Origin of the sequence: Bradyrhizobium sp. McL0615 (genome assembly GCF_049993905.1) — a bacterium.
GTDB lineage: Bacteria > Pseudomonadota > Alphaproteobacteria > Rhizobiales > Xanthobacteraceae > Bradyrhizobium.
Map to the genome: position 1 here is coordinate 2,844,929 of NZ_CP188254.1, position 18,624 is coordinate 2,863,552.

The window sequence follows — 18,624 nt, forward strand, 5'->3', positions numbered from 1 at the left end:
TTTACGGGAGTTGCCGGCCGAAAATGCCTCGCTCACAGCGCGTGCCGGCTCGAAATTCGACATACATTGCGTGAAATGCCTGCAGGAAGTGACACGTGACAAAATGCAGCAAAATTCAGTCTGATTTTCGGATCAAGCGTGACGGGAAATTGCGGTAACCCACGGCTCCGCACGTCATCCGCGGCGTTGACGGGGGGCAGCCCCGGATCCGACATCGCGCAACATTTGCAGCGTGTCGGTGGCCTGCGCAGTGAACATCACCGCCGGCATCCGCTGGAATGTTGCCTCGGCAACTGATCGTTTCGGAGATGCTGAAATAGCGGTCCCCGTATCGGCCTATTCTTCCCTGTCGAGCGCACAGCTCACCGTGTAGATGACGCCGCGGGGCAGGAAATCGACGGTCGCTTCGCCACCGAGCTGGTCGCGCGCGCTGCGCTCGATCAGCCGCGAGCCGAAGCCGCGCTGCACCGGCGCCGTGACCGGTGGGCCGCCGGCCTCGGTCCAGATCAGCCGCAGCTTGCGCCCGTCGCTTTCCTCGAGGATCTCCCAGTCCACCGCCACGGTGCCGGTGTCGTTCGAGAGCGCGCCGTATTTGGCGGCATTGGTGGCGATCTCGTGCACGATCATCGACAGCACCACGGCGAGCCGCGGCGACAGCGGAACCTGCGGTCCGAACATCCGCACCCGCTCCGCATTGCTGAGCAGATAGGGCTGCAGCACCCGCGCAATCACCTCCCGCAGCTCCGCGCCCTGCCACTTCTCCTGGCTCAGCAGATTGTGCGCCTCCGCCAGCGCGCCGAGCCTGCCCTCGAACTTCGCGCGCTCGGCCCGGCTTGCGCTCCGGAATGTCTGCGTGGCGATCGACTGCAGGACCGCGAGCGTATTCTTGACGCGGTGGTTGAGCTCCTCGATCAAAAGATTGTGCAGCATCTCGCCGCGCGCGATCTGGGTCGCCATCCGCACCGCAAAGGCGAGACCGACCATCAGGAGCACGGCGCCCATCACGCTTGTGATCGCGAGGTTGCGCCAGAGCGGCGCGACCAGCGAGCTTTCGGCGACGCCTGCGGCTACCGTCCAGCCGGTGAGCGAAGAGCGGGCGAAGCTCGTGATCAGCGGCACGCCCTCGAGCGATACGGTCGACACGGTGGATTCCGGAGTCCTGAACATCTCGGCGTGGAGCGAGGGCGATGCGCGCTGGCCGACGGTCTCCTGAGGATTCGGCACGCGCGCGAAATTGGTGCCTTCGCTGTCGAAGATAGAGATCGTCCAATCCCGGTTCGGCCGCTGCTGCTCGATCATGGCCTGGAATATTTCGATCGGCGGGCTGAACGAGATGTCGTAAAGCACCTCGTCGCCCTGCATCACCGGCACTTCGACCGTCACGATCAGCCGCTTCTTGACCGTCCCAAAGAACAGGTTGGAATAGACCGGCTTCTTCTCCGCGAAGACTTTCTCGACCATGGGGAGGTTGTTGCGGAACGGCAGGTTTGCCGTGTCAGGCGTGAGTGAGGAGAACACCTGACGTCCTTTGCGGTCAGCCACCAGCACGACGCCGCCTTCGCCGTACTGGTCGAGAAAACCCTGGCAGATGCGGCGGAATTCCTCGAAATCCCGGTGGTGCAGGGTGTTTGTCAGCGACAATACCTGCAGCGCGCCGGTGATCCGCTGCATCTCCGCATCAAGCACGAGACGAATGCTGTAAACCGTTTCAAACACGCGTTGCGTGGCGTTCTGGCGGTCCTGCCTGTAATGGTTGAAAACAATGCCGGCCGCGAAAAGAATCAGCGGCAGCGTGGTTCCCGCAACCAGAAGGGCAAGACGCACTGGCAGTGAAGGTTTCGGCAACGCAAGCCCCGGGTCGGCCCCCAACAGCCGGAAGCATAGGAGAAGCCGCCGAATTTCGCCAAGGAGATTAAGGGGATATTGAGAGGAATTGATTTGGCTTTTTGACGGCCGCCCCGGGCTCCGCGGCGGGCCGTGTGCACCGCGGAACCCGGATTATTTCCTTCAAAGATTGCTGTCGGTGATGGCGGCATACACCATGGTGCGAAGTTCGCGCCGCAACGGATAAGCGCTCGACGGCAGCACCTGCGTCATGAAGATCATGATCAGTTCTTCCGCCGGATCAATGAAGAACGAGGTGGTCGCCGCGCCGCCCCAGTTGAACTCGCCGGGACTGCCGGCGATCAGCGTCTGCGCCGGGTTCATGGTGACGGCAAAGCCCAGACCGAAGCCAATGCCATTGTAGGCTGCTTCGGAGAACAGCGAGCGCGACATCGCCGGCAGGTCGACGCCGCCGGGCAAATGGTTCGACGCCATCAGCTTCAACGTCTTCGGGCCGAGCAGGCGAACGCCGTCGAGTTCGCCGCCATTGAGCAGCGCACGGCAGAAGGTGAGATAATCGGCCGCGGTCGAGCACAGGCCACCGCCGCCGGAGATGAACGAGGGCGGCGACAGAAACGAACTCGTGGCCGGGTCGTCCTGCAGCGTCAATTTGGCCTCGCCGGCAGTCATGCCGATCTGCACGCCGGCCGAATAGCAGGCCGCGAAGCGATGCGCCTTCTCCTTCGGCACGAAGAAATCGGTGTCGTTCATCCCCAGCGGATCGAAGATGCGCTCTTTGAGAAACTGCTCGAACGGCTTGCCGCTGATCAGGCCGATGAGATAGCCGACCACGTCGGTGGCGACGGAGTAGTTCCAGGCCTCGCCCGGCGAAAATTCCAGCGGAATCTTTGCCAGATCGTCGATCATGGTTTGCAGCGTGCCGGCCTTGATCACTTCGCCGATCTGGGTCTCGCGATAGGCGGCATCGACATTGCTGCGCTGCTGGAAGCCATAGGTAAGGCCCGAGGTGTGGCGCAGCAGGTCGACGATCAGCATCGGCCGCGTCGGCGGGCGGGTCAGGAAGGCGGGATGCGTGCCGGCCACGAACACGCCGAGGTTCTTCCAGGCCGGAATGTATTTGTGCACGGGCTCGTCGAGCGCAACGCGGCCTTCCTCGACCAGCATCATGAAGGCAACGGTCGTGATCGGCTTGGTCATCGAATAGATGCGGAAGATCGTGTCGTCCGTGACCGGCGCCTTGCGCTCGAGGTCGGCAAAGCCCTGTGCGGTCGAATGCACCACCTTGCCGCGGCGATAGATCAGAAGCTGTGTCCCGGGGAAGCGGCCGGCATCGACATAACGCTGTTTCAGGTGATTTTCGAGGCGATCGAGCGCCGCTTTCGACATTCCGGCGGATTCGGGCGAGGCGGGGGCAGGGGCTAGCATTGGGCACTGATCTCCGGCGGGCGATGTGGCCTTGATAGCCGAAAAGTGTGCGCCGTTCCAACCGGCCGCGCTTACCCAGCGCGGGACGCTGGTATAGGGTGACGCCAGCCTTTTTTATTCCGCAGGACAGCAAAAATGCGCCAATTCAGCGAAACCGAACTGACCGCCGCCGTGATCCGCAGTTTCGACGATACGCCGAATCCGCGCGCCAAATTCCTGCTGCAGGAATTGGTGAAATCGCTGCACGACTATGTCCGCAAGACCGATCTCACATTCGAGGAATGGGAGTACGCGATCGACTTCCTGACCCGGACCGGCCAGAAGTGCACCCCGATCCGGCAGGAGTTCATCCTGCTCTCCGACGTGCTCGGCGTGTCGATGCTGGTCGATGCCGTCAACCACAGGGAGCGCGAGGGCGCGACCGAGACCACGGTGCTCGGCCCGTTCTATGTCGGCGAGCACAAGGTGACGCCGCATGGCGCCGATATCTCGGCCAGCCTGCCGGGCGAGCGGATGTTCGTGCAGAGCCGCGTCACCGACCTTAAGGGCAAGCCGCTGGCGAATGTGCCGGTCGACGTCTGGCACGCCGATGATGACGGCTTCTATGATTCCCAGAAGCCGGCCTATGCGACGGAAGGGCCGTCATCCCGGGCGCGCTTCATCACCGACGCCGACGGAAAATTCTTCTTCCGCACCATCCTGCCGTGCAGCTATCCGATCCCGACCGACGGACCGGTCGGCGAGATGATCGTGCAGACCCGCCGCCACGCGATGCGGCCGGCCCATGTGCATTTCCTGGTCGCCGCGCCCGGTCACCAGCCGCTGATCACGCACGTCTTCATGGACGGCGACAAATATCTCGATTCCGACGTGGTGTTCGGGGTCAAGGACGAGCTGGTCGCGAGAATCGAAAAGCGCAGCGATCCGACCACGCCGGACGGCAAACCGGCGGATGGGCCATGGCACCTCATGACCTACGAATTCCGGATGAAACCCGGCGACGGCAATGCGCCGAAGCCGATGGGGGTGAAGTCCAAAGAGGACGCCTAGCGCTCCGATTCCTTGCTCTGCCCAATTCTTGTGCGCCGCACAAGAATTGGGCGAATCGCAAATTTAGAATGCGAATAATGACCCCGGATACGGCGCGGTGTTCCGCCGCATCTGCTATATAATCTATTGATATAAATAAGTTTTTTGCGATGCAAAAGGCTTGGCACGAAGCTTGAATAGCTTGTGCCGACGCCATTGAAGCCGTCCCTCGAGACCACTCATCCGAATTGTGTCGCCGCCATTCCGGGGCCTCCCTGGAACGCGCCCTTCTGCGCCCAGCGCGACGACCGCAATCGGACGGCCCCGGTTAAGCACTGACGCAAAAGGACAATGATGCCCATGACGAAACCCACCAATCCGACCTCACGCCGTGGTCTCAGCCGCCGCCAGCTCCTGAAGGCGGCCGGTGGTACGGCGGCCTTGCTCGCCGCCGCCAGGCTGAATTTGCCCGCCGGCGCCTTTGCGCAAGCTGCTGGTCCGGAAGTCACCAAGGCGACGCTTGGGTTCATCGCGTTGAGCGACGCCGGTCCGCTGTTCGTCGCCAAGGACAAGGGATTCTTCGCCAAGCACGGCATGCCCGACGTCGAAGTTGCCAAGCAGGCGTCGTGGGGCACCACCCGCGACAACCTCGTGCTCGGCTCGGAAGGCAACGGCATCGATGGTGCGCATATCCTGACGCCGATGCCGTATCTGATTTCGGCCGGCAAGGTGACGCAGAACAACGTTCCGACGCCGATGTATCTGCTGGCGCGGCTCAATCTCGACGCCCAGTGCATCTCGATCGCCAAGGAATATGCCGACCTCAAGATCGGGACCGATTCCTCGCCGCTGAAGGCGGTGTTCGAGCAGAAGAAGGCCGCCGGCAAGTCGGCCAAGGTCGCGATGACCTTCCCGGGCGGCACACATGATCTGTGGATTCGTTACTGGCTCGCCGCCGGTGGCATCGACCCCGACAAGGACGTCGAGACCATCGTGGTGCCGCCGCCGCAGATGGTGGCCAACATGAAGGTCGGCACCATGGACGCGTTCTGCGTTGGCGAGCCGTGGAACCTGCAACTCATCAACCAAGGCATCGGCTACACCGCGGTGAACACCGGCGAAATCTGGAACAAGCATCCGGAGAAGTCGCTCGGCATGCGCGCGGCTTGGGTCGACAAATATCCGAAGGCCGCCAAGGCCATTCTGATGGCTGTCATGGAAGCGCAGCAATGGGCCGACAAGGCGGAGAACAAGAAAGAGCTCGCCACCATCATGGGCAAGCGGCAGTGGATGAATTGCCCGGTCGACGACGTCTATGACCGTTCAGCGGGCAAGTTCGACTACGGCATTCCAGGCAAGGTCGTCGAGAACTCGCCGCACATCATGAAGTATTGGCGCGATCACGCCTCTTACCCGTTCCAAAGCCACGATCTCTGGTTCCTCACCGAGGATATCCGCTGGGGCAAGTATGAAGCGGGCTTCGACACCAAGGCGCTGATCGCCAAGGTCAACCGCGAGGATCTCTGGAAGGACGCGGCCAAGACGCTGGGCGTCCCCGCTGCAGAGATTCCGGCTTCGACCTCGCGCGGCAAGGAGACCTTCTTCGACGGCAAGGTGTTCGATCCGGAAAACCCGGCTGCGTATCTGAAGTCCCTGTCGATCAAGCGTGTGGATGTCTGATCAAGCCCGGGCCGCGCGCTGGATGCGGGCGGCCCGCTCATTGAAACGCGGAGATGAAATTTCAATGTCGATGCCTGCGATCAAAGCCGAAGCCACCACGGTGGCGATGCCGACCAGCTCGCCGATTGCGGCGGCGCCAGTGGTCACGATGACGCCGAAGCAGGCGCCGCGTACCGAGAAATACGCCAAGATGGCGAAGGAGGCCGCGGTGCGCGTCGTGCCGCCGCTGATCGTGATTGCGCTGCTGATGCTGTTCTGGGAGCTGGTCTGCCGCCGCACCGGCTCGACCCTGCCGCCGCCGTCGCGCGTGTTCAAGGAAACCAAAGAACTGATCTTCGATCCGTTCTTCGATCGCGGCGGTATCGACAAGGGCCTGTTCTGGCACCTGTCCGCGAGCTTGCAGCGCGTCGCGCTGGGTTATTCGATCGCCGCCATCGTCGGTATCGCGCTCGGCACGCTGGTCGGGCAGTCGGTGTGGGCGATGCGCGGGCTCGATCCGCTGTTCCAGGTACTGCGCACCATTCCGCCGCTGGCATGGCTGCCGCTGTCGCTCGCCGCGTTCCGTGACGGCCAGCCCTCGGCGATCTTCGTCATCTTCATCACCTCCGTCTGGCCGATCATCATCAACACCGCGGTCGGCATCCGCAACATCCCGCAGGACTATCGCAACGTCGCAGCGGTGGTGCAGCTCAATCCGCTGGAGTTCTTCTCCAAGATCATGATCCCGGCGGCGGCGCCCTACATCTTCACCGGTCTTCGCATCGGCATCGGCCTGTCGTGGCTGGCGATCGTCGCAGCAGAAATGCTGATCGGCGGCGTCGGCATCGGCTTCTTCATCTGGGACGCCTGGAACTCCTCGCACATCAGCGAGATCATCCTGGCCCTGTTCTATGTCGGCATCATCGGCTTCGTGCTCGACCGCCTGATCGCGGGAATGGCGAAGTTCGTGACCCGCGGCACCGCGCTGAACTGAAGGAACATGTCATGCAGGCCTATCTGAAGCTCGACCACATCGACAAGACCTTCACCCGCGGCAACGCTACCACCGAGGTGCTGAAGGACATCAACCTGACGATCGGGAAGGGCGAATACGTCTCGATCATCGGCCATTCCGGTTGCGGCAAGTCCACGCTGCTCAACATCGTCGCCGGCCTCACCGACACCACCCAGGGCTGCGTGCTGCTGGAGAACCGCGAGGTCAATTCGCCGGGGCCGGACCGCGCGGTGGTGTTCCAGAACCACAGCCTGCTGCCATGGCTGACGGTCTACGAGAACGTCCGGCTCGGCGTCGACAAGGTGTTCGCCTCGACCAAGACCCGTGCCGAGCGCGACGCCTGGGTGATGCACAATCTCAATCTGGTGCAGATGGCGCACGCCAAGGACAAGCGGCCCTCGGAAGTTTCCGGCGGCATGAAGCAGCGCGTCGGCATCGCGCGCGCGCTGGCGATGGAGCCGAAGGTTTTACTGCTCGACGAGCCCTTTGGCGCGCTCGACGCGCTGACCCGCGCACATCTGCAGGACTCGGTGATGGCGCTGCACCAGAAGCTCGGCAACACCATTTTGATGATCACCCACGACGTCGACGAGGCCGTGCTGCTGTCGGACCGCATCGTGATGATGACCAACGGCCCGAGCGCACGGATCGGCGAAGTGCTGGAAGTGCCGCTGGCGCGTCCGCGCAAGCGGCTCGAACTCGCGACCAACCCCGGCTACCTCAAGTGCCGGCAGCGCGTGCTCGAATTCCTCTACGAGCGGCATCGCTTCGTCGAAGCGGCCTGAGTTTTGCTTGGTCCTGTGTGGGGCGGGGCCTGGAAGAGGCAGGAGAAGAAAGATGACACCTGAGCAAGTCGATCTCGTGCAGCAGAGTTTCACCAAGGTCGCTCCGATTTCCGAACAGGCCGCCATGTTGTTCTACGAACGCCTGTTCGAAGTCGCTCCCTCGGTCAAGGCGATGTTTCCCGCCGACATGACCGAGCAGCGCAAGAAGCTGATGGGAACGCTCGCCGTCGTGGTCAACGGCCTCGGCAATCTCGGGTCGGTGTTGCCGGCGGCCAGTGCCTTGGCAAAGCGTCACGTCGGCTACGGTGCCAAGCCGGAGCACTATCCCGTCGTCGGGGGTGCGCTGTTGTGGACGCTCGAAAAGGGGTTGGGCGAGGCCTGGACGCCTGACGTTGCCGATGCCTGGACTGCGGCCTACGGCACGCTGTCCGGTTACATGATCTCCGAAGCGTACGGCGAGGCGCAAGCCGCCGAGTGAGGATGCGTCATGAGCGAACCGCTTGTCATCGTCGGCAACGGCATGGCCGCCGCCCGCCTGGTCGACGAATTGGCCAAGGTGGCGTTGGGCCGCTACGCCATCGCCGTGATCGGCGATGAACCGCGGCTCGCCTATAACCGCGTGCTGTTGTCCTCGGTGCTGGCCGGCGAGACCACTTCGCAGGACATCGAGCTTCGGCCGGCCTCCTGGTGGCGCGACCGCGGCGTCACGCTGAAATATGGCTGCACGGCCACCGAAATCGATGTCGGCCGCCGCGAACTCAAGATCGCGAATGACGAGAGCGTTCCGTTTTCGAAACTGGTGCTGACCACAGGCTCGTCGGCGCTGCGGCTCAACGTGCCGGGCGCGGACCTCGCCGGCGTGCATACGTTCCGTGATAGCCGCGACGTCGATTTGTTGCTGACGCTGGCGGCGCAGAAGAAGCGCGTGGTGGTGGTCGGCGGCGGATTGCTGGGCCTCGAAGCAGCCTACGGCCTCGCCAAGGCCGGCGCGCCGGTGACGCTGGTTCATCTGATGGATCGCCTGATGGAACGCCAGCTCGATGCCCCCGCAGCCGAACTCCTGAAATCCCTGGTCGAGCGCAAGGGAATCGAAGTCCTGCTCAACGCCAACACCGCGCGCATTCATGGCGAGACGCGTGTCGAAGGACTCGAACTGGTGGACGGCCGGCTGATTCCGGCTGACGCGGTGATCTTCGCGGCGGGCATCCGGCCGAACATCGCGCTCGCCAAGGAAGCCGGCATATCCGTCAACCGCGGCATCGTGGTCGACGACCATCTGCAGACCGGCGCGGCGGACGTATTCGCGATCGGCGAATGCGCCGAGCATCGCGGCATCTGCTACGGGTTGGTCGAACCGGCCTATGAGCAGGCGCGGGTGCTGGCGCGGCATCTCGCCGGGCGCGAGGCTTCCTATCCCGGCAGCATCGTCGCGACCAATTTAAAAGTCTCCGGCGTCAGCGTGTTCTCCGCCGGCGATTTCATCGGCGGCGACGGCAGCGAGACCATCGTGCTGTCAGATATCAATCATGGCACCTACAAGAAGCTTGTAATATCAGGCGGGCGGTTGATCGGTGCGGTCCTGATCGGCGATGTCGCCGACGCGTTGTGGTATCTCGAACTGATCCGCTCGCGGCAGCCGACACAAAGAATTCGTGCCGACATGATGTTCGGCCGCTCGCTCGCGATCCGTTCGGAAGCTGCATGATCCGGTTGCCGCCATGACCGCCATCGATCCCGACCTGCGCGCCATCAGCACCACCTGCGCCTATTGCGGCGTCGGTTGCGGCATTCTGGCGACGCCGGACGGACGGGGCGGGGCGGCGATATCGGGCGATCCAACGCATCCCGCCAATTTCGGCCGGCTCTGCTCGAAGGGCTCGGCGCTCGGCGAGACGCTCGGCCTGACCAACCGGCTGCTCTATCCGATGATCCGCTGCGGCAAGGGCACCATGGAGCGGGTGGCCTGGAGCGACGCGCTCGACCATGTCGCGCACCGCTTCCAGCACATCGTCGCGCGCGACGGCCCGGGCGCGGTCGCGTTCTATCTCTCCGGTCAGTTGCTGACGGAGGACTATTACGTCGCCAACAAGCTGATGAAGGGTTTCATCGGCAGCGCCAATGTCGACACCAATTCGCGGCTCTGCATGGCCTCATCGGTTGCGGGCCATCGCCGCGCCTTCGGCGCCGACACCGTGCCGGGCTGCTATGAAGATCTCGACGAGGCGGATCTTCTGGTGCTAGTCGGCTCCAACGCGGCCTGGTGCCATCCGGTGCTGTACCAGCGCATGCTTGCCAACAAGCAGAAGCGCGGCGCGCGGATGGTCGTGATCGATCCGCGCCGGACCGACACTGTCGGCGACGACGATCTGTTCCTGGGATTGAAGCCGGGCACCGATACGGCGCTGTTCAGCGGGTTGCTGGTTCACCTCGCTGATAATGGTGCGTTCGATCGGGATTACATCGAGCGCTACACCGCAGGGTTCGACGACGCGATCGCCCGCGCGCGCAGCATGGCCGGTAGCCCCAGTGCAACCGCGCTGGCGACCGGCCTCTCCGAGCAGGACGTCGCGACATTCTTCCAGATGTTTGCGAACACCGCGCGTGTCGTCACGCTGTATTCGCAGGGCGTCAACCAGTCGGCGCAGGGCACCGACAAGGTCAACGCCATCGTCAATTGCCATCTCGCGACCGGGCGGATCGGCAAGGTCGGCGCATCGCCGTTCTCGCTGACCGGGCAGCCCAATGCGATGGGCGGCCGCGAGGTCGGCGGGCTCGCCAACCAGCTCGCCGCCCACATGGGATTTACGCCGCCGGATATCGACCGCGTGCGCCGGTTCTGGAAGGCGCCGCGCATCGCCACCCATGAGGGCCTGAAAGCGGTCCAGATGTTCGAGGCCATCGCGCGCGGCGAGATCAAGGCGCTGTGGGTGATGGGAACCAACCCTGCCGTGTCGCTGCCGGATGCCGATGGCGTTCGCGAGGCGCTGAAGAAACTCGAACTGTTCGTGGTTTCCGAAAATGTCATATCCAACGACACGGTCGACGTCGGCACGCACGTGCTGCTGCCGGCGCAGGCGTGGGGCGAGAAATCCGGCACGGTGACCAATTCGGAACGGTGTATCTCGCGGCAGCGCGCGTTCCTTTCCTCACCGGGCGAAGCCAGGCCGGATTGGTGGATCATGGCCGAGGTCGCCAGGCGCCTCGGCTTCGGCGCTGCGTTCGGTTTTACTTCGCCGGCGGATATTTTTCGAGAACATGCCGCGCTCTCGGCATTCGAGAACGAGGGCGCGCGCGACTTCGACATCGGCGCGCTGACTTCGCTGTCGGACAGCGAATTCGACGCGATGGCGCCGGTGCAATGGCCGGCCCGGCAGGGTGCCGAGCCGCAGGCGCGCTTCTTCGCCGAAGGCGGCTTCTTCGCCAACGATTTCAGGGCTCGCTTCATCGCGCCGGAAATTCCCGCGTTGCGCACCGAGACCACGGCGGCACGCCCGCTGCGGCTCAATACCGGCCGCATCAGGGACCAATGGCACACCATGACGCGCACGGGCGAAAGCCCGCGGCTCGGGCAGCATCTGCCGGAGCCCTTCGTCGAGGTTCATCCCGACGATGCCTTGAAGTTTGGCGTCGCCGACGGCGACTTCGCACGGGTCACGACCGACTATGGGAAATGTACGCTTCGCGTGATCGTCAGCGAGCGCCAGCAGCGCGGCATGCTGTTCGCGCCGATCCATTGGAGCAGGGCGAACGCCACCGGCGCGCGTGTCGGGTCGCTGGTGGCTCCCATTACCGATCCGTTCTCCGGCCAGCCCGAGAACAAGGCGACGCCGGCATCGATCACGCCTTACGAATACGTGTTCCGGGGCTTTGCACTGTCGCGCAAGCCGCTCGAACTGCCCGCGCATGCGTGGGCCACACGCGTCGCCGTCAACGGTGGTCACGGTTACCTGTTCGCCGACAATGCCGATCTCGTGGGCTGGCAGTCCTGGCTGAAATCGTTCGCGCGCGACGACATTGCCGAATACGTGGATTTCGGCGGCGGCGTCTATCGCGCCGCGTCGTTTAGCGGCGACCGCATCGAAACCTGCCTGTTCATCGGGCCCGCGCGCGACGCCGGCGACTGGAATGTGGTGAAGGGCCTGTTTGCAGCCGATACGCTCGGCACCGACCAGCGCCGCATGCTGCTGTCGGGCAAATCGGCCGACGGCCTTGCCACTGCCGGCCCAATCGTCTGCGCCTGCTTCGGCGTCGGCCGCAACACCATCTGCGATACCATCGCGGCCGGCGCGCGTTCGGCGGCGGACATCGGCGCCAGGCTGAAAGCCGGCACCAATTGCGGTTCCTGCATTCCGGAATTGAAGCGGTTGATCGCGCAGACGGGGCTGAGCGATGCGGGGCAGCGGAAGCTGGCGGCGGCGAACTAGAATTGTCCGCTGTCATTGCGGAGCCTGACCGCGCCAACTCACGAATTTTAGCTTTTTTTGATCACCATCTCTCCGTAGGCTGACTCGAATTCAGTTTAAGGAGAAGCGATGTCGGCTAATTCAGAGCCAGAGTTTTGGCAGTCCGCGCAGCAGCACCTCATACGCTATGGTGGAGCGTTTGCGCCGGTGATTATTGAACGAGCGCAAGGCAGCTTTGTTTATGACGCCGACGGACGAGGCATACTAGATTTCACATCAGGCCAAATGAGCTCGCTGCTCGGACACGGTCATCCAGAAATATCAGAAACTGTAACCGAACACATTCGCAATCTGGACCACTTGTTCAGTGGAATGTTGTCGCGACCGGTCGTTGATCTTGCCACGAGGCTGGCCGAATTGACGCCTCCTGGCCTGGATCGGTCAATGCTTCTAAGCACGGGAGGTGAAGCCAACGAAGCGGCTATCAAGATGGCCAAGCTTTATACGGGCAAATTTGAAATCGTAAGCTTTGCGCAGTCGTGGCACGGCATGACTGGTGGGGCTGCATCGGCAACCTACAGCGCTGGTCGAAGAGGCTATGGGCCAGCGGCAGTTGGTTCATTGGCGATTCCTGCACCCTACCTCTACAGAACTCGCTTTGAGCGCGATGGGGTTTTCAGGTGGCAAGACGAACTCGATTACGCGTTCGACTTGATTGACAGGCAATCATCCGGAAGTCTCGCCGCGTTTATCGCCGAGCCGATATTGAGTTCCGGTGGGCTTATCGATTTGCCGGTCGGCTATCTAAAAGCTCTGAAAAGAAAGTGCAGCGAACGTGGCATGCTGTTGATTCTCGATGAAGCGCAAACCGGAGTAGGCCGCACGGGAATGATGTTCGCTTTCGAACGAGATGAAGTGACGCCGGATATTCTCACGCTATCGAAAACCTTAGGGGCCGGATTGCCACTTTCTGCGGTGGTGACGTCGCAGGAGATTGAAGAAAAATGTTACGATCGAGGATTTCTTTTCTATACGACGCATGTCTCTGATCCACTGCCCGCGGCAGTCGGCCTGAAGGTCCTGGAGATTGTTCAGCGGGATGGCCTGGTAGAGCGCGCGCGGAGCGCCGGTCAGCGACTTGAGAGCGGGTTGCGGAAGCTTCAACAACGATTTGGATGTATCGGCGACATTCGCGGGCGCGGACTGTTGCTTGGCGTCGAGATTGTCAAAAGCCGTTCTGGAAAAGAGGTTGCACCCGAGCTTGGAGCCGCTATCACACGCGAGTGCATGGCGCTCGGACTTAGCATGAATATTGTCCAACTGCCTGGAATGGGCGGCGTCTTCCGCCTCGCTCCGCCGCTTACCATAAGCGATGAGGAGATCGATCTTGGCCTGACGCTTCTCGAACAGGCAATGCTTAAGGTGTTGTAGCGTCGATGTCGAAGCTATCTGACCTCAATTCATTCGGTCTGAGGCTGCTCGACATCATGACCTACTTCGTTTCTAGCCGCGAGAACCGAAAATTGCAGTGGCTGGCGCCGCCGGCCAGCGTCTGGGTTCGTTCCAGACGAATGCCACGGGTTGCGTAGGCCTCGAAATCAAGTCCGCAAATGTGCGGGAGGATTTCTCTATCGCCGTGACGCGCCGCGAATTTGCAGAAACCACAAGCCTTGTAGTCGATGCCGAATTCAAAGCTGTCGCCGGGCTCCGGCTCGACGAAATCGTAGACAAAATCCTCCTTATATTCGTTCGCCAGGCTTTTTGCGGCCTGTTCGCGCAGCAAGGATTGGTTCTCCGGAGACAAGAACTGACGTCCCGAGGCGAGCCGTTCGGCCTCGGGGACGGTCAGCAATTGAGCCTTGTAACTTTCTCGCTCGATATCGCCAATGATCGGCAGAGCAACGCCATGTCGCCGGAGCACGCGCCCGATCGCCATGAAGCCCATCAAGCGCATGAAGAAGTCGCTCATGCGGCTGGCCGCGCCACCGACATAAGGCATCTGGCTGAGCACGATTTCGAACTCATCCATCACATCCTGTCGGACTTTGTCCAAATCCGCCAGATGCGCGCGTTCGCGCAGCATCGTCTCAGCCAGATCGAGGCGCTGGCGCATGGCGGCTTCCATCGCGCCGCGATGCGCCTGGTAAAATGGATGAATTTCGCTCATGCGATGTCTCTCCGCAGCATCAGCCGTATGCGTTTCATTCCGCGGCGATCGCCTCGATCTCCAGCAACCATTTGCCGTCGACGGTTTCCGCGATCATCACCGTGGACGCGGGCTCGTTTTCCGCGAGCATCTTGCGGCGAACGGCGCGGTTGGTCACCACTTGGCTTCGGTCGGTCAGGAACGTGTTGATCTTGACCAGATGCTCGACACCGAGGCCTGCGGCGGCGAGCACCGCGATGATGTTGCGCCAGGCCTGCTCGCATTGCGCCTCGAAACCTTCGGGCAGGCTGCCGTCAGATTCTTCCGGCACCTGCCCGCTGATGAACAGCAGCCGGCGATGCTGAGAAAGTTCGAGCCCCATGCTGTAGCCGCTGGAAGGCGCATGGACGCTTGCGGGATTATGGCGGGTGATATGAGCCATCTCAGATTGTCTCCTGTTCGACGAATTCCAGCGCCAGACCATGCGATGCCGTGGGCGGAACCAGCAGCACGGCGTCGCTCACCTCGAACCCGACGCCGTTGCTTTTCAAGGCCCGCCTGGTTGCATCCAGGTCGGTGACCGCCAGACGCGCGGCGCAAAAGCGCGGCGTCGGTGCGACGGCCAAGCCCGGCAGCCGGCGCGCCATCTCGGGCGGGCTGAGCACGGTGATCCGGTCGCCGCGCGCGCCGACCGTCAGTCGCCCGGGCGCAAGCTCGGCGGCGCTTTCGGTGATGTGTTCGAGGAAACCGCGATGCACCGCCGGCTCCGGCGCCGACATCACCACCTCGATCACGCGCAGGGCGCCGTTGGGGTGGCGCTGATATTGCGGCTTCCAGAACAGTTCTGGCGGGTGACGCTGCTGGCAGGTGAAGAAGGCGATCCCGGGCATCGCGGGATCGGTGGCGAAGGCGAGCGAAAATTCCACGCGCGCCGTGCCGCCGCTGGGAAGCACCGCGTCACGGCCAAAATCGAACGGCGCATAGGCGCCGATGTGATGGCCCTTAAAGCGCGCCGCATCGGCATGGGCGTCGGCGCTGTGCATCGCCAGCATCGACATTCCCTCGGCGGTGGCGAGAAAATCCTGGTTGTGGGCGGCGAAGCTGAATCGACCAGGCGCGGCCGGCGGCGCCGCCGCCGCATCGGTGACCGCCAGCAGTTCGAGAAAATTGTTGGCGAACATCGCCAGGCGGTTGCTGGTTCCGAATGGATGCACGCCGGTCGGCGTTAGCCTGAAGCCGAGCGTTTGCCAGTCCAGCGCGGCCTGCGCCAGATCGCGGACACAGATGACGAGATGATCTAGTCGGCGAGGCATGGGGATCTCCGGATGGCCGGCCGACCGTATCCTTCGGCAGCACCCCGGAGCAAAGCATTGTTGCTGCGGTCCAGCGCAAGAAAATCTATTGCAAGGCCAGCCCCTATCAGTGACAAACTGGACGGCGATGACCTACATCCTTCCACCGCTCAATGCGCTCCGCGCGTTCGAAGCCGCAGCCCGGCATCTCAGCTTCAAGCTCGCCGCGCATGAGCTGCATGTGACGCCTGCCGCCGTGGGGCAGCAGGTGAAGGCGCTGGAAGCGCGCCTTGGCGTCCGCCTGTTCGAGCGACTGCACAAGCAGCTCGTCCTCACCGAGGCCGGCCAGGCCTATCTGCCGGAAATTTCCGACGGCTTTCGTCGCATCGCCAATGCGACCGAAAAATTGAAGCCGGTGGGCGCGGTGCTGCTGCAACTCGGCGTCCACGGCAGCTTCGATCTGCGCCGTCTGGAACTGGAGCAGTTTCGCGCCACCCATGTCGAAATCGGTTTGCGGGTGCTGCAGCCCGCCGGCCTGCATGAGTTGATCGAGGGCAAGGTCGATGTGCTGATCGCTCGCGGGCTCGGCCACCATCCGGGCTACCGCTGCGACCGCGTGACGGAGGGATCGGGGGTCGGCGACTGGCTGATTGCGCCCGCCGGCACGGCGGATTGCCCCGAGATATCGGGCTTTCGCGATTGGCTGCGCGGTCTGCCGGCGGAGAACGCGCTCCCGCTGCATCGCCGCCGTCTGGTCGGCATCGTCAGAAGTTGAGGTAATTGTGAAACAGAAAAAATTCGGCACGCACGGCCCTGATGTATCCGTGATCGGGCAGGGCACCTGGTATCTCGACCGCGGCGACCGCAAGGCCGCCATCGCCGCGCTGCGCCGGGGCATCGAGACCGGCATGACGCATATCGATACCGCCGAGATGTATGGCGAGGCCGAGCCCGTGATCGCGGACGCCATCGCCGGCCTGCCGCGCGAAAAACTGTTTCTGGTATCAAAAGTGTTGCCGAGCAACGCCTCGCGGCGCGGCACCATCACCGCCTGCGAGCGTTCGCTGAAGCGGCTGAAGACCGATCATCTCGATTGCTATCTGCTGCACTGGCGCGGCTCGTATCCGTTCGAGGAGACGGTGGCGGCGTTCGACGAACTGGTGGCTGCCGGAAAGATCCGCTCGTGGGGCGTCAGCAATTTCGATTCGGACGATCTCGACGAACTGCTCGATGTCGCGGGCGAGGGCAAGATCGCCTGCAATCAGGTGCTCTATCATCTGCAGGAGCGCGCGATCGAGCACGCGGTGATTCCGTGGTGCGAGCAGCGCGGCGTCGCCGTCGTCGCCTATTCGCCATTCGGCCATAATGACTTTCCATCCGCGCGCAGCAAAGGCGGCGAGGCGCTGCAGGCGATTGCGGACGCGCACAAGGCGACGCCGCGTCAGGTCGCACTGGCGTTTCTCACGCGCGCGCCATCGGTGCTCGCGATTCCGAAAGCATCGAACGCGGAGCACGCCACGGACAACGCCGCTGCCGGAAAGATGTCGCTCAGCGATGCCGAGATCGCCGCACTCGACAAGGCCTTTCCGCGCGGCCCCAAGCCGCGCGGCCTGCCGATGCTCTGATCTCTTCACCCTCGCCCCGCACTTGCGGGGTCGAGACGAGCGAAGCTCGCTCTTAGAGGGTCGGGGTGAGGGGCTCTCACCGCGAATGCTGCGGTTTGTTGATAGACCTGTACCCCCTCACCCGGAATTCGCGCTTCGCGCAAATTCCGACCTCTCCCCGCAAGCGGGGCGAGGTTGAAGAAGAGCTCGCGCAATTGCTTCGCATCAACGCGCTGAGGGAACACCGTCCTTAACAAACTGCTGCAATTGCCCCCTCAGCGCATATCCGCATCCTGTTTTCGGACCTAGTCGCATCGGGCGAATTGGTGTTTTTTGCAACCTCGCCCGATTCGAAATTTACTGCCTTTTGAGATTGCCGTGACACCGCCCCCCGCCGCAGCCGCCAGGCTGGACAGCGCTCCGATACCTTTGCCCGAAAAGAAGTCCGCCCTTCGCAAGGCGCCCGCGCGCGCCGATCGGCCGTTCAAGGGCATCGCACTGATCCTGGCGTCGACAATATTTCTCGGCATCTCGGATGTGACCGCAAAATACCTGTCCGCGACGCTGCCGTCGATCGAGATCGCGTGGATCCGCTTCGTGGTGTTCGCGCTGATCATGACGCCGGCGATGATGCCGGGCTCGCCGCTGTTTGCGCTGCCGACAAATCGGCTCGGCCTGCAGCTGATGCGCGGGGTGACGGTGCTGGCCTCGTCGCTGTTCTTCATTTCCGGCCTGCGGTTCCTGCCGATCGCGGAAGCCTCCGCCACCGGTTTCGTCGCGCCGCTGCTGGTCACCGCGCTGTCGATCGTCTTTCTCGGCGAGAAGGTCGGCATGCGCCGCTGGATCGCGACCGGCGTCGGCCTGATCGGCGTCATCATCATCCTGCGTCCCGGCACCGGCGCGTTTCATCCCGCGGCGTTCTTCCCGCTGGTCTCGGCGCTGGCCTGGGCCTGCACGCTGATCATGACGCGGATGATGAGCGGCACCGAGCGTGCCATTACCGTGATGACCTATTCGTCGATCGCGGGCGTCTGCATCCTCTCGGCACTGGTGCCGTTCGTCTGGGTGACGCCAACCTGGCACGACATCGCCTTCGGCATCTTCATCGGCGTCGCCTCCACCGCGGGCCAATGGATCGTGGTGCTGGCATTCCGTTATGCCGATGCTTCCGTGCTGGCGCCGTTTTCCTACACGCAATTGCTGTGGGTGAGCGTGCTCGGCTTCCTGATCTTTGGCGAAGTCCCTGATGTCTACACCGTCACCGGCGCCGCCTTCATCGTCGCGTCTGGCCTGTATACCGCCCATCGCGAGCGCGTCAGGCGCTCGCAGCTTCTGGCCGTTCCGGGCGAGCCGTCGCCGAACGCCTGATCCCGCCCAGCCAGGCGGTCACGTTTACATCGCCAAAACCGTGGCGCGGGTGC

The 18,624-nt window shown here is 63.0% G+C and carries 16 protein-coding genes; 11 read left to right on the forward strand and 5 right to left on the reverse strand.

All coding sequences use genetic code 11. From position 1 onward, the window contains the following. Positions 1 to 336: 336 nt before the first annotated feature. Both ACPPVP_RS13575 and ACPPVP_RS13580 read right to left on the reverse strand, forming a co-directional pair. A complete protein-coding gene (locus ACPPVP_RS13575; protein ID WP_426534964.1) occupies positions 337 to 1,845 on the reverse strand; it encodes a sensor histidine kinase in 1,509 nt (502 codons plus the stop codon). A gap of 162 nt (positions 1,846 to 2,007) precedes the next feature. After that, positions 2,008 to 3,270 carry a serine hydrolase domain-containing protein gene (locus ACPPVP_RS13580; protein ID WP_426534966.1) on the reverse strand — a complete coding sequence of 421 codons (1,263 nt, stop codon included), beginning with the start codon at positions 3,268 to 3,270 and terminating at the stop codon, positions 2,008 to 2,010. Positions 3,271 to 3,405: 135 nt separating this feature from the next. Between ACPPVP_RS13580 and ACPPVP_RS13585 the strand changes: the two genes are divergently transcribed. From ACPPVP_RS13585 to ACPPVP_RS13620, 8 genes are all read left to right on the forward strand, one after another. Continuing rightward, entirely contained in the window at positions 3,406 to 4,320 is a 915-nt protein-coding gene (locus ACPPVP_RS13585; protein ID WP_426534968.1) for an intradiol ring-cleavage dioxygenase, read from the forward strand. A gap of 339 nt (positions 4,321 to 4,659) precedes the next feature. Further along, the gene (locus ACPPVP_RS13590) at positions 4,660 to 5,979 is read left to right on the forward strand and encodes a CmpA/NrtA family ABC transporter substrate-binding protein (protein WP_426534970.1); all 1,320 of its coding nucleotides are present in this window, start codon (positions 4,660 to 4,662) and stop codon (positions 5,977 to 5,979) included. Between the two features lie 64 nt (positions 5,980 to 6,043). Next, complete coding sequence (gene ntrB, locus ACPPVP_RS13595; protein WP_426534972.1) at positions 6,044 to 6,952, forward strand: nitrate ABC transporter permease; 909 nt, start codon at positions 6,044 to 6,046, stop codon at positions 6,950 to 6,952. Positions 6,953 to 6,963: 11 nt separating this feature from the next. Continuing rightward, positions 6,964 to 7,758, forward strand: coding sequence for an ABC transporter ATP-binding protein (locus tag ACPPVP_RS13600; RefSeq protein ID WP_247518914.1), 795 nt, complete (start codon positions 6,964 to 6,966; stop codon positions 7,756 to 7,758). 52 nt (positions 7,759 to 7,810) lie between these two features. Then, a complete protein-coding gene (locus ACPPVP_RS13605) occupies positions 7,811 to 8,236 on the forward strand; it encodes a globin family protein (protein WP_426534975.1) in 426 nt (141 codons plus the stop codon). A gap of 9 nt (positions 8,237 to 8,245) precedes the next feature. Then, on the forward strand, positions 8,246 to 9,463 hold the full coding sequence (locus ACPPVP_RS13610) for an NAD(P)/FAD-dependent oxidoreductase (protein WP_426534977.1): 1,218 nt from the start codon (positions 8,246 to 8,248) through the stop codon (positions 9,461 to 9,463). A gap of 13 nt (positions 9,464 to 9,476) precedes the next feature. Then, positions 9,477 to 12,182, forward strand: coding sequence for a molybdopterin-dependent oxidoreductase (locus ACPPVP_RS13615; RefSeq protein WP_426534979.1), 2,706 nt, complete (start codon positions 9,477 to 9,479; stop codon positions 12,180 to 12,182). Positions 12,183 to 12,290: 108 nt separating this feature from the next. Then, a complete protein-coding gene (locus ACPPVP_RS13620) occupies positions 12,291 to 13,592 on the forward strand; it encodes an aspartate aminotransferase family protein (protein WP_426534981.1) in 1,302 nt (433 codons plus the stop codon). A gap of 61 nt (positions 13,593 to 13,653) precedes the next feature. On the opposite strand, the gene ACPPVP_RS13625 is transcribed toward ACPPVP_RS13620, so the two are convergent. From ACPPVP_RS13625 to ACPPVP_RS13635, 3 genes are read right to left on the reverse strand one after another with little or no spacing between them, the layout of a single operon-like run. Next, positions 13,654 to 14,328 carry an L-2-amino-thiazoline-4-carboxylic acid hydrolase gene (locus tag ACPPVP_RS13625; RefSeq protein WP_426534983.1) on the reverse strand — a complete coding sequence of 225 codons (675 nt, stop codon included), beginning with the start codon at positions 14,326 to 14,328 and terminating at the stop codon, positions 13,654 to 13,656. A gap of 34 nt (positions 14,329 to 14,362) precedes the next feature. Beyond that, positions 14,363 to 14,749 (reverse strand): RidA family protein, encoded by a 387-nt coding sequence (locus ACPPVP_RS13630; RefSeq protein ID WP_426534985.1) that lies wholly within the window; start codon positions 14,747 to 14,749, stop codon positions 14,363 to 14,365. Position 14,750: 1 nt separating this feature from the next. Next, positions 14,751 to 15,620 (reverse strand): VOC family protein, encoded by an 870-nt coding sequence (locus tag ACPPVP_RS13635; protein WP_426534987.1) that lies wholly within the window; start codon positions 15,618 to 15,620, stop codon positions 14,751 to 14,753. A gap of 127 nt (positions 15,621 to 15,747) precedes the next feature. Between ACPPVP_RS13635 and ACPPVP_RS13640 the strand changes: the two genes are divergently transcribed. The 3 genes from ACPPVP_RS13640 to ACPPVP_RS13650 all read left to right on the forward strand — a co-directional run bounded on the left by ACPPVP_RS13640 (position 15,748) and on the right by ACPPVP_RS13650 (position 18,571). After that, on the forward strand, positions 15,748 to 16,374 hold the full coding sequence (locus tag ACPPVP_RS13640; RefSeq protein ID WP_426534989.1) for a LysR family transcriptional regulator: 627 nt from the start codon (positions 15,748 to 15,750) through the stop codon (positions 16,372 to 16,374). A gap of 7 nt (positions 16,375 to 16,381) precedes the next feature. Then, positions 16,382 to 17,224 (forward strand): aldo/keto reductase, encoded by an 843-nt coding sequence (locus ACPPVP_RS13645; protein ID WP_426534991.1) that lies wholly within the window; start codon positions 16,382 to 16,384, stop codon positions 17,222 to 17,224. A gap of 357 nt (positions 17,225 to 17,581) precedes the next feature. Beyond that, positions 17,582 to 18,571: a DMT family transporter gene (locus tag ACPPVP_RS13650; RefSeq protein WP_426534993.1), complete on the forward strand. Its 990-nt coding sequence runs from the start codon at positions 17,582 to 17,584 to the stop codon at positions 18,569 to 18,571. Positions 18,572 to 18,624 lie beyond the last annotated feature (53 nt).

What these genes read in the sequence shown, in the direction of transcription:
- ACPPVP_RS13580 (WP_426534966.1), bottom strand. Translation starts at nt 3,270, where the DNA reads ATGCTAGCCCCTGCCCCCGCCTCGCCCGAATCCGCCGGAATGTCGAAA.
- ACPPVP_RS13585 (WP_426534968.1), top strand. Translation starts at nt 3,406, where the DNA reads ATGCGCCAATTCAGCGAAACCGAACTGACCGCCGCCGTGATCCGCAGT.
- ACPPVP_RS13590 (WP_426534970.1), top strand. Translation starts at nt 4,660, where the DNA reads ATGACGAAACCCACCAATCCGACCTCACGCCGTGGTCTCAGCCGCCGC.
- ntrB (WP_426534972.1), top strand. Translation starts at nt 6,044, where the DNA reads ATGTCGATGCCTGCGATCAAAGCCGAAGCCACCACGGTGGCGATGCCG.
- ACPPVP_RS13600 (WP_247518914.1), top strand. Translation starts at nt 6,964, where the DNA reads ATGCAGGCCTATCTGAAGCTCGACCACATCGACAAGACCTTCACCCGC.
- ACPPVP_RS13605 (WP_426534975.1), top strand. Translation starts at nt 7,811, where the DNA reads ATGACACCTGAGCAAGTCGATCTCGTGCAGCAGAGTTTCACCAAGGTC.
- ACPPVP_RS13610 (WP_426534977.1), top strand. Translation starts at nt 8,246, where the DNA reads ATGAGCGAACCGCTTGTCATCGTCGGCAACGGCATGGCCGCCGCCCGC.
- ACPPVP_RS13615 (WP_426534979.1), top strand. Translation starts at nt 9,477, where the DNA reads ATGACCGCCATCGATCCCGACCTGCGCGCCATCAGCACCACCTGCGCC.
- ACPPVP_RS13620 (WP_426534981.1), top strand. Translation starts at nt 12,291, where the DNA reads ATGTCGGCTAATTCAGAGCCAGAGTTTTGGCAGTCCGCGCAGCAGCAC.
- ACPPVP_RS13625 (WP_426534983.1), bottom strand. Translation starts at nt 14,328, where the DNA reads ATGAGCGAAATTCATCCATTTTACCAGGCGCATCGCGGCGCGATGGAA.
- ACPPVP_RS13630 (WP_426534985.1), bottom strand. Translation starts at nt 14,749, where the DNA reads ATGGCTCATATCACCCGCCATAATCCCGCAAGCGTCCATGCGCCTTCC.
- ACPPVP_RS13635 (WP_426534987.1), bottom strand. Translation starts at nt 15,620, where the DNA reads ATGCCTCGCCGACTAGATCATCTCGTCATCTGTGTCCGCGATCTGGCG.
- ACPPVP_RS13640 (WP_426534989.1), top strand. Translation starts at nt 15,748, where the DNA reads ATGACCTACATCCTTCCACCGCTCAATGCGCTCCGCGCGTTCGAAGCC.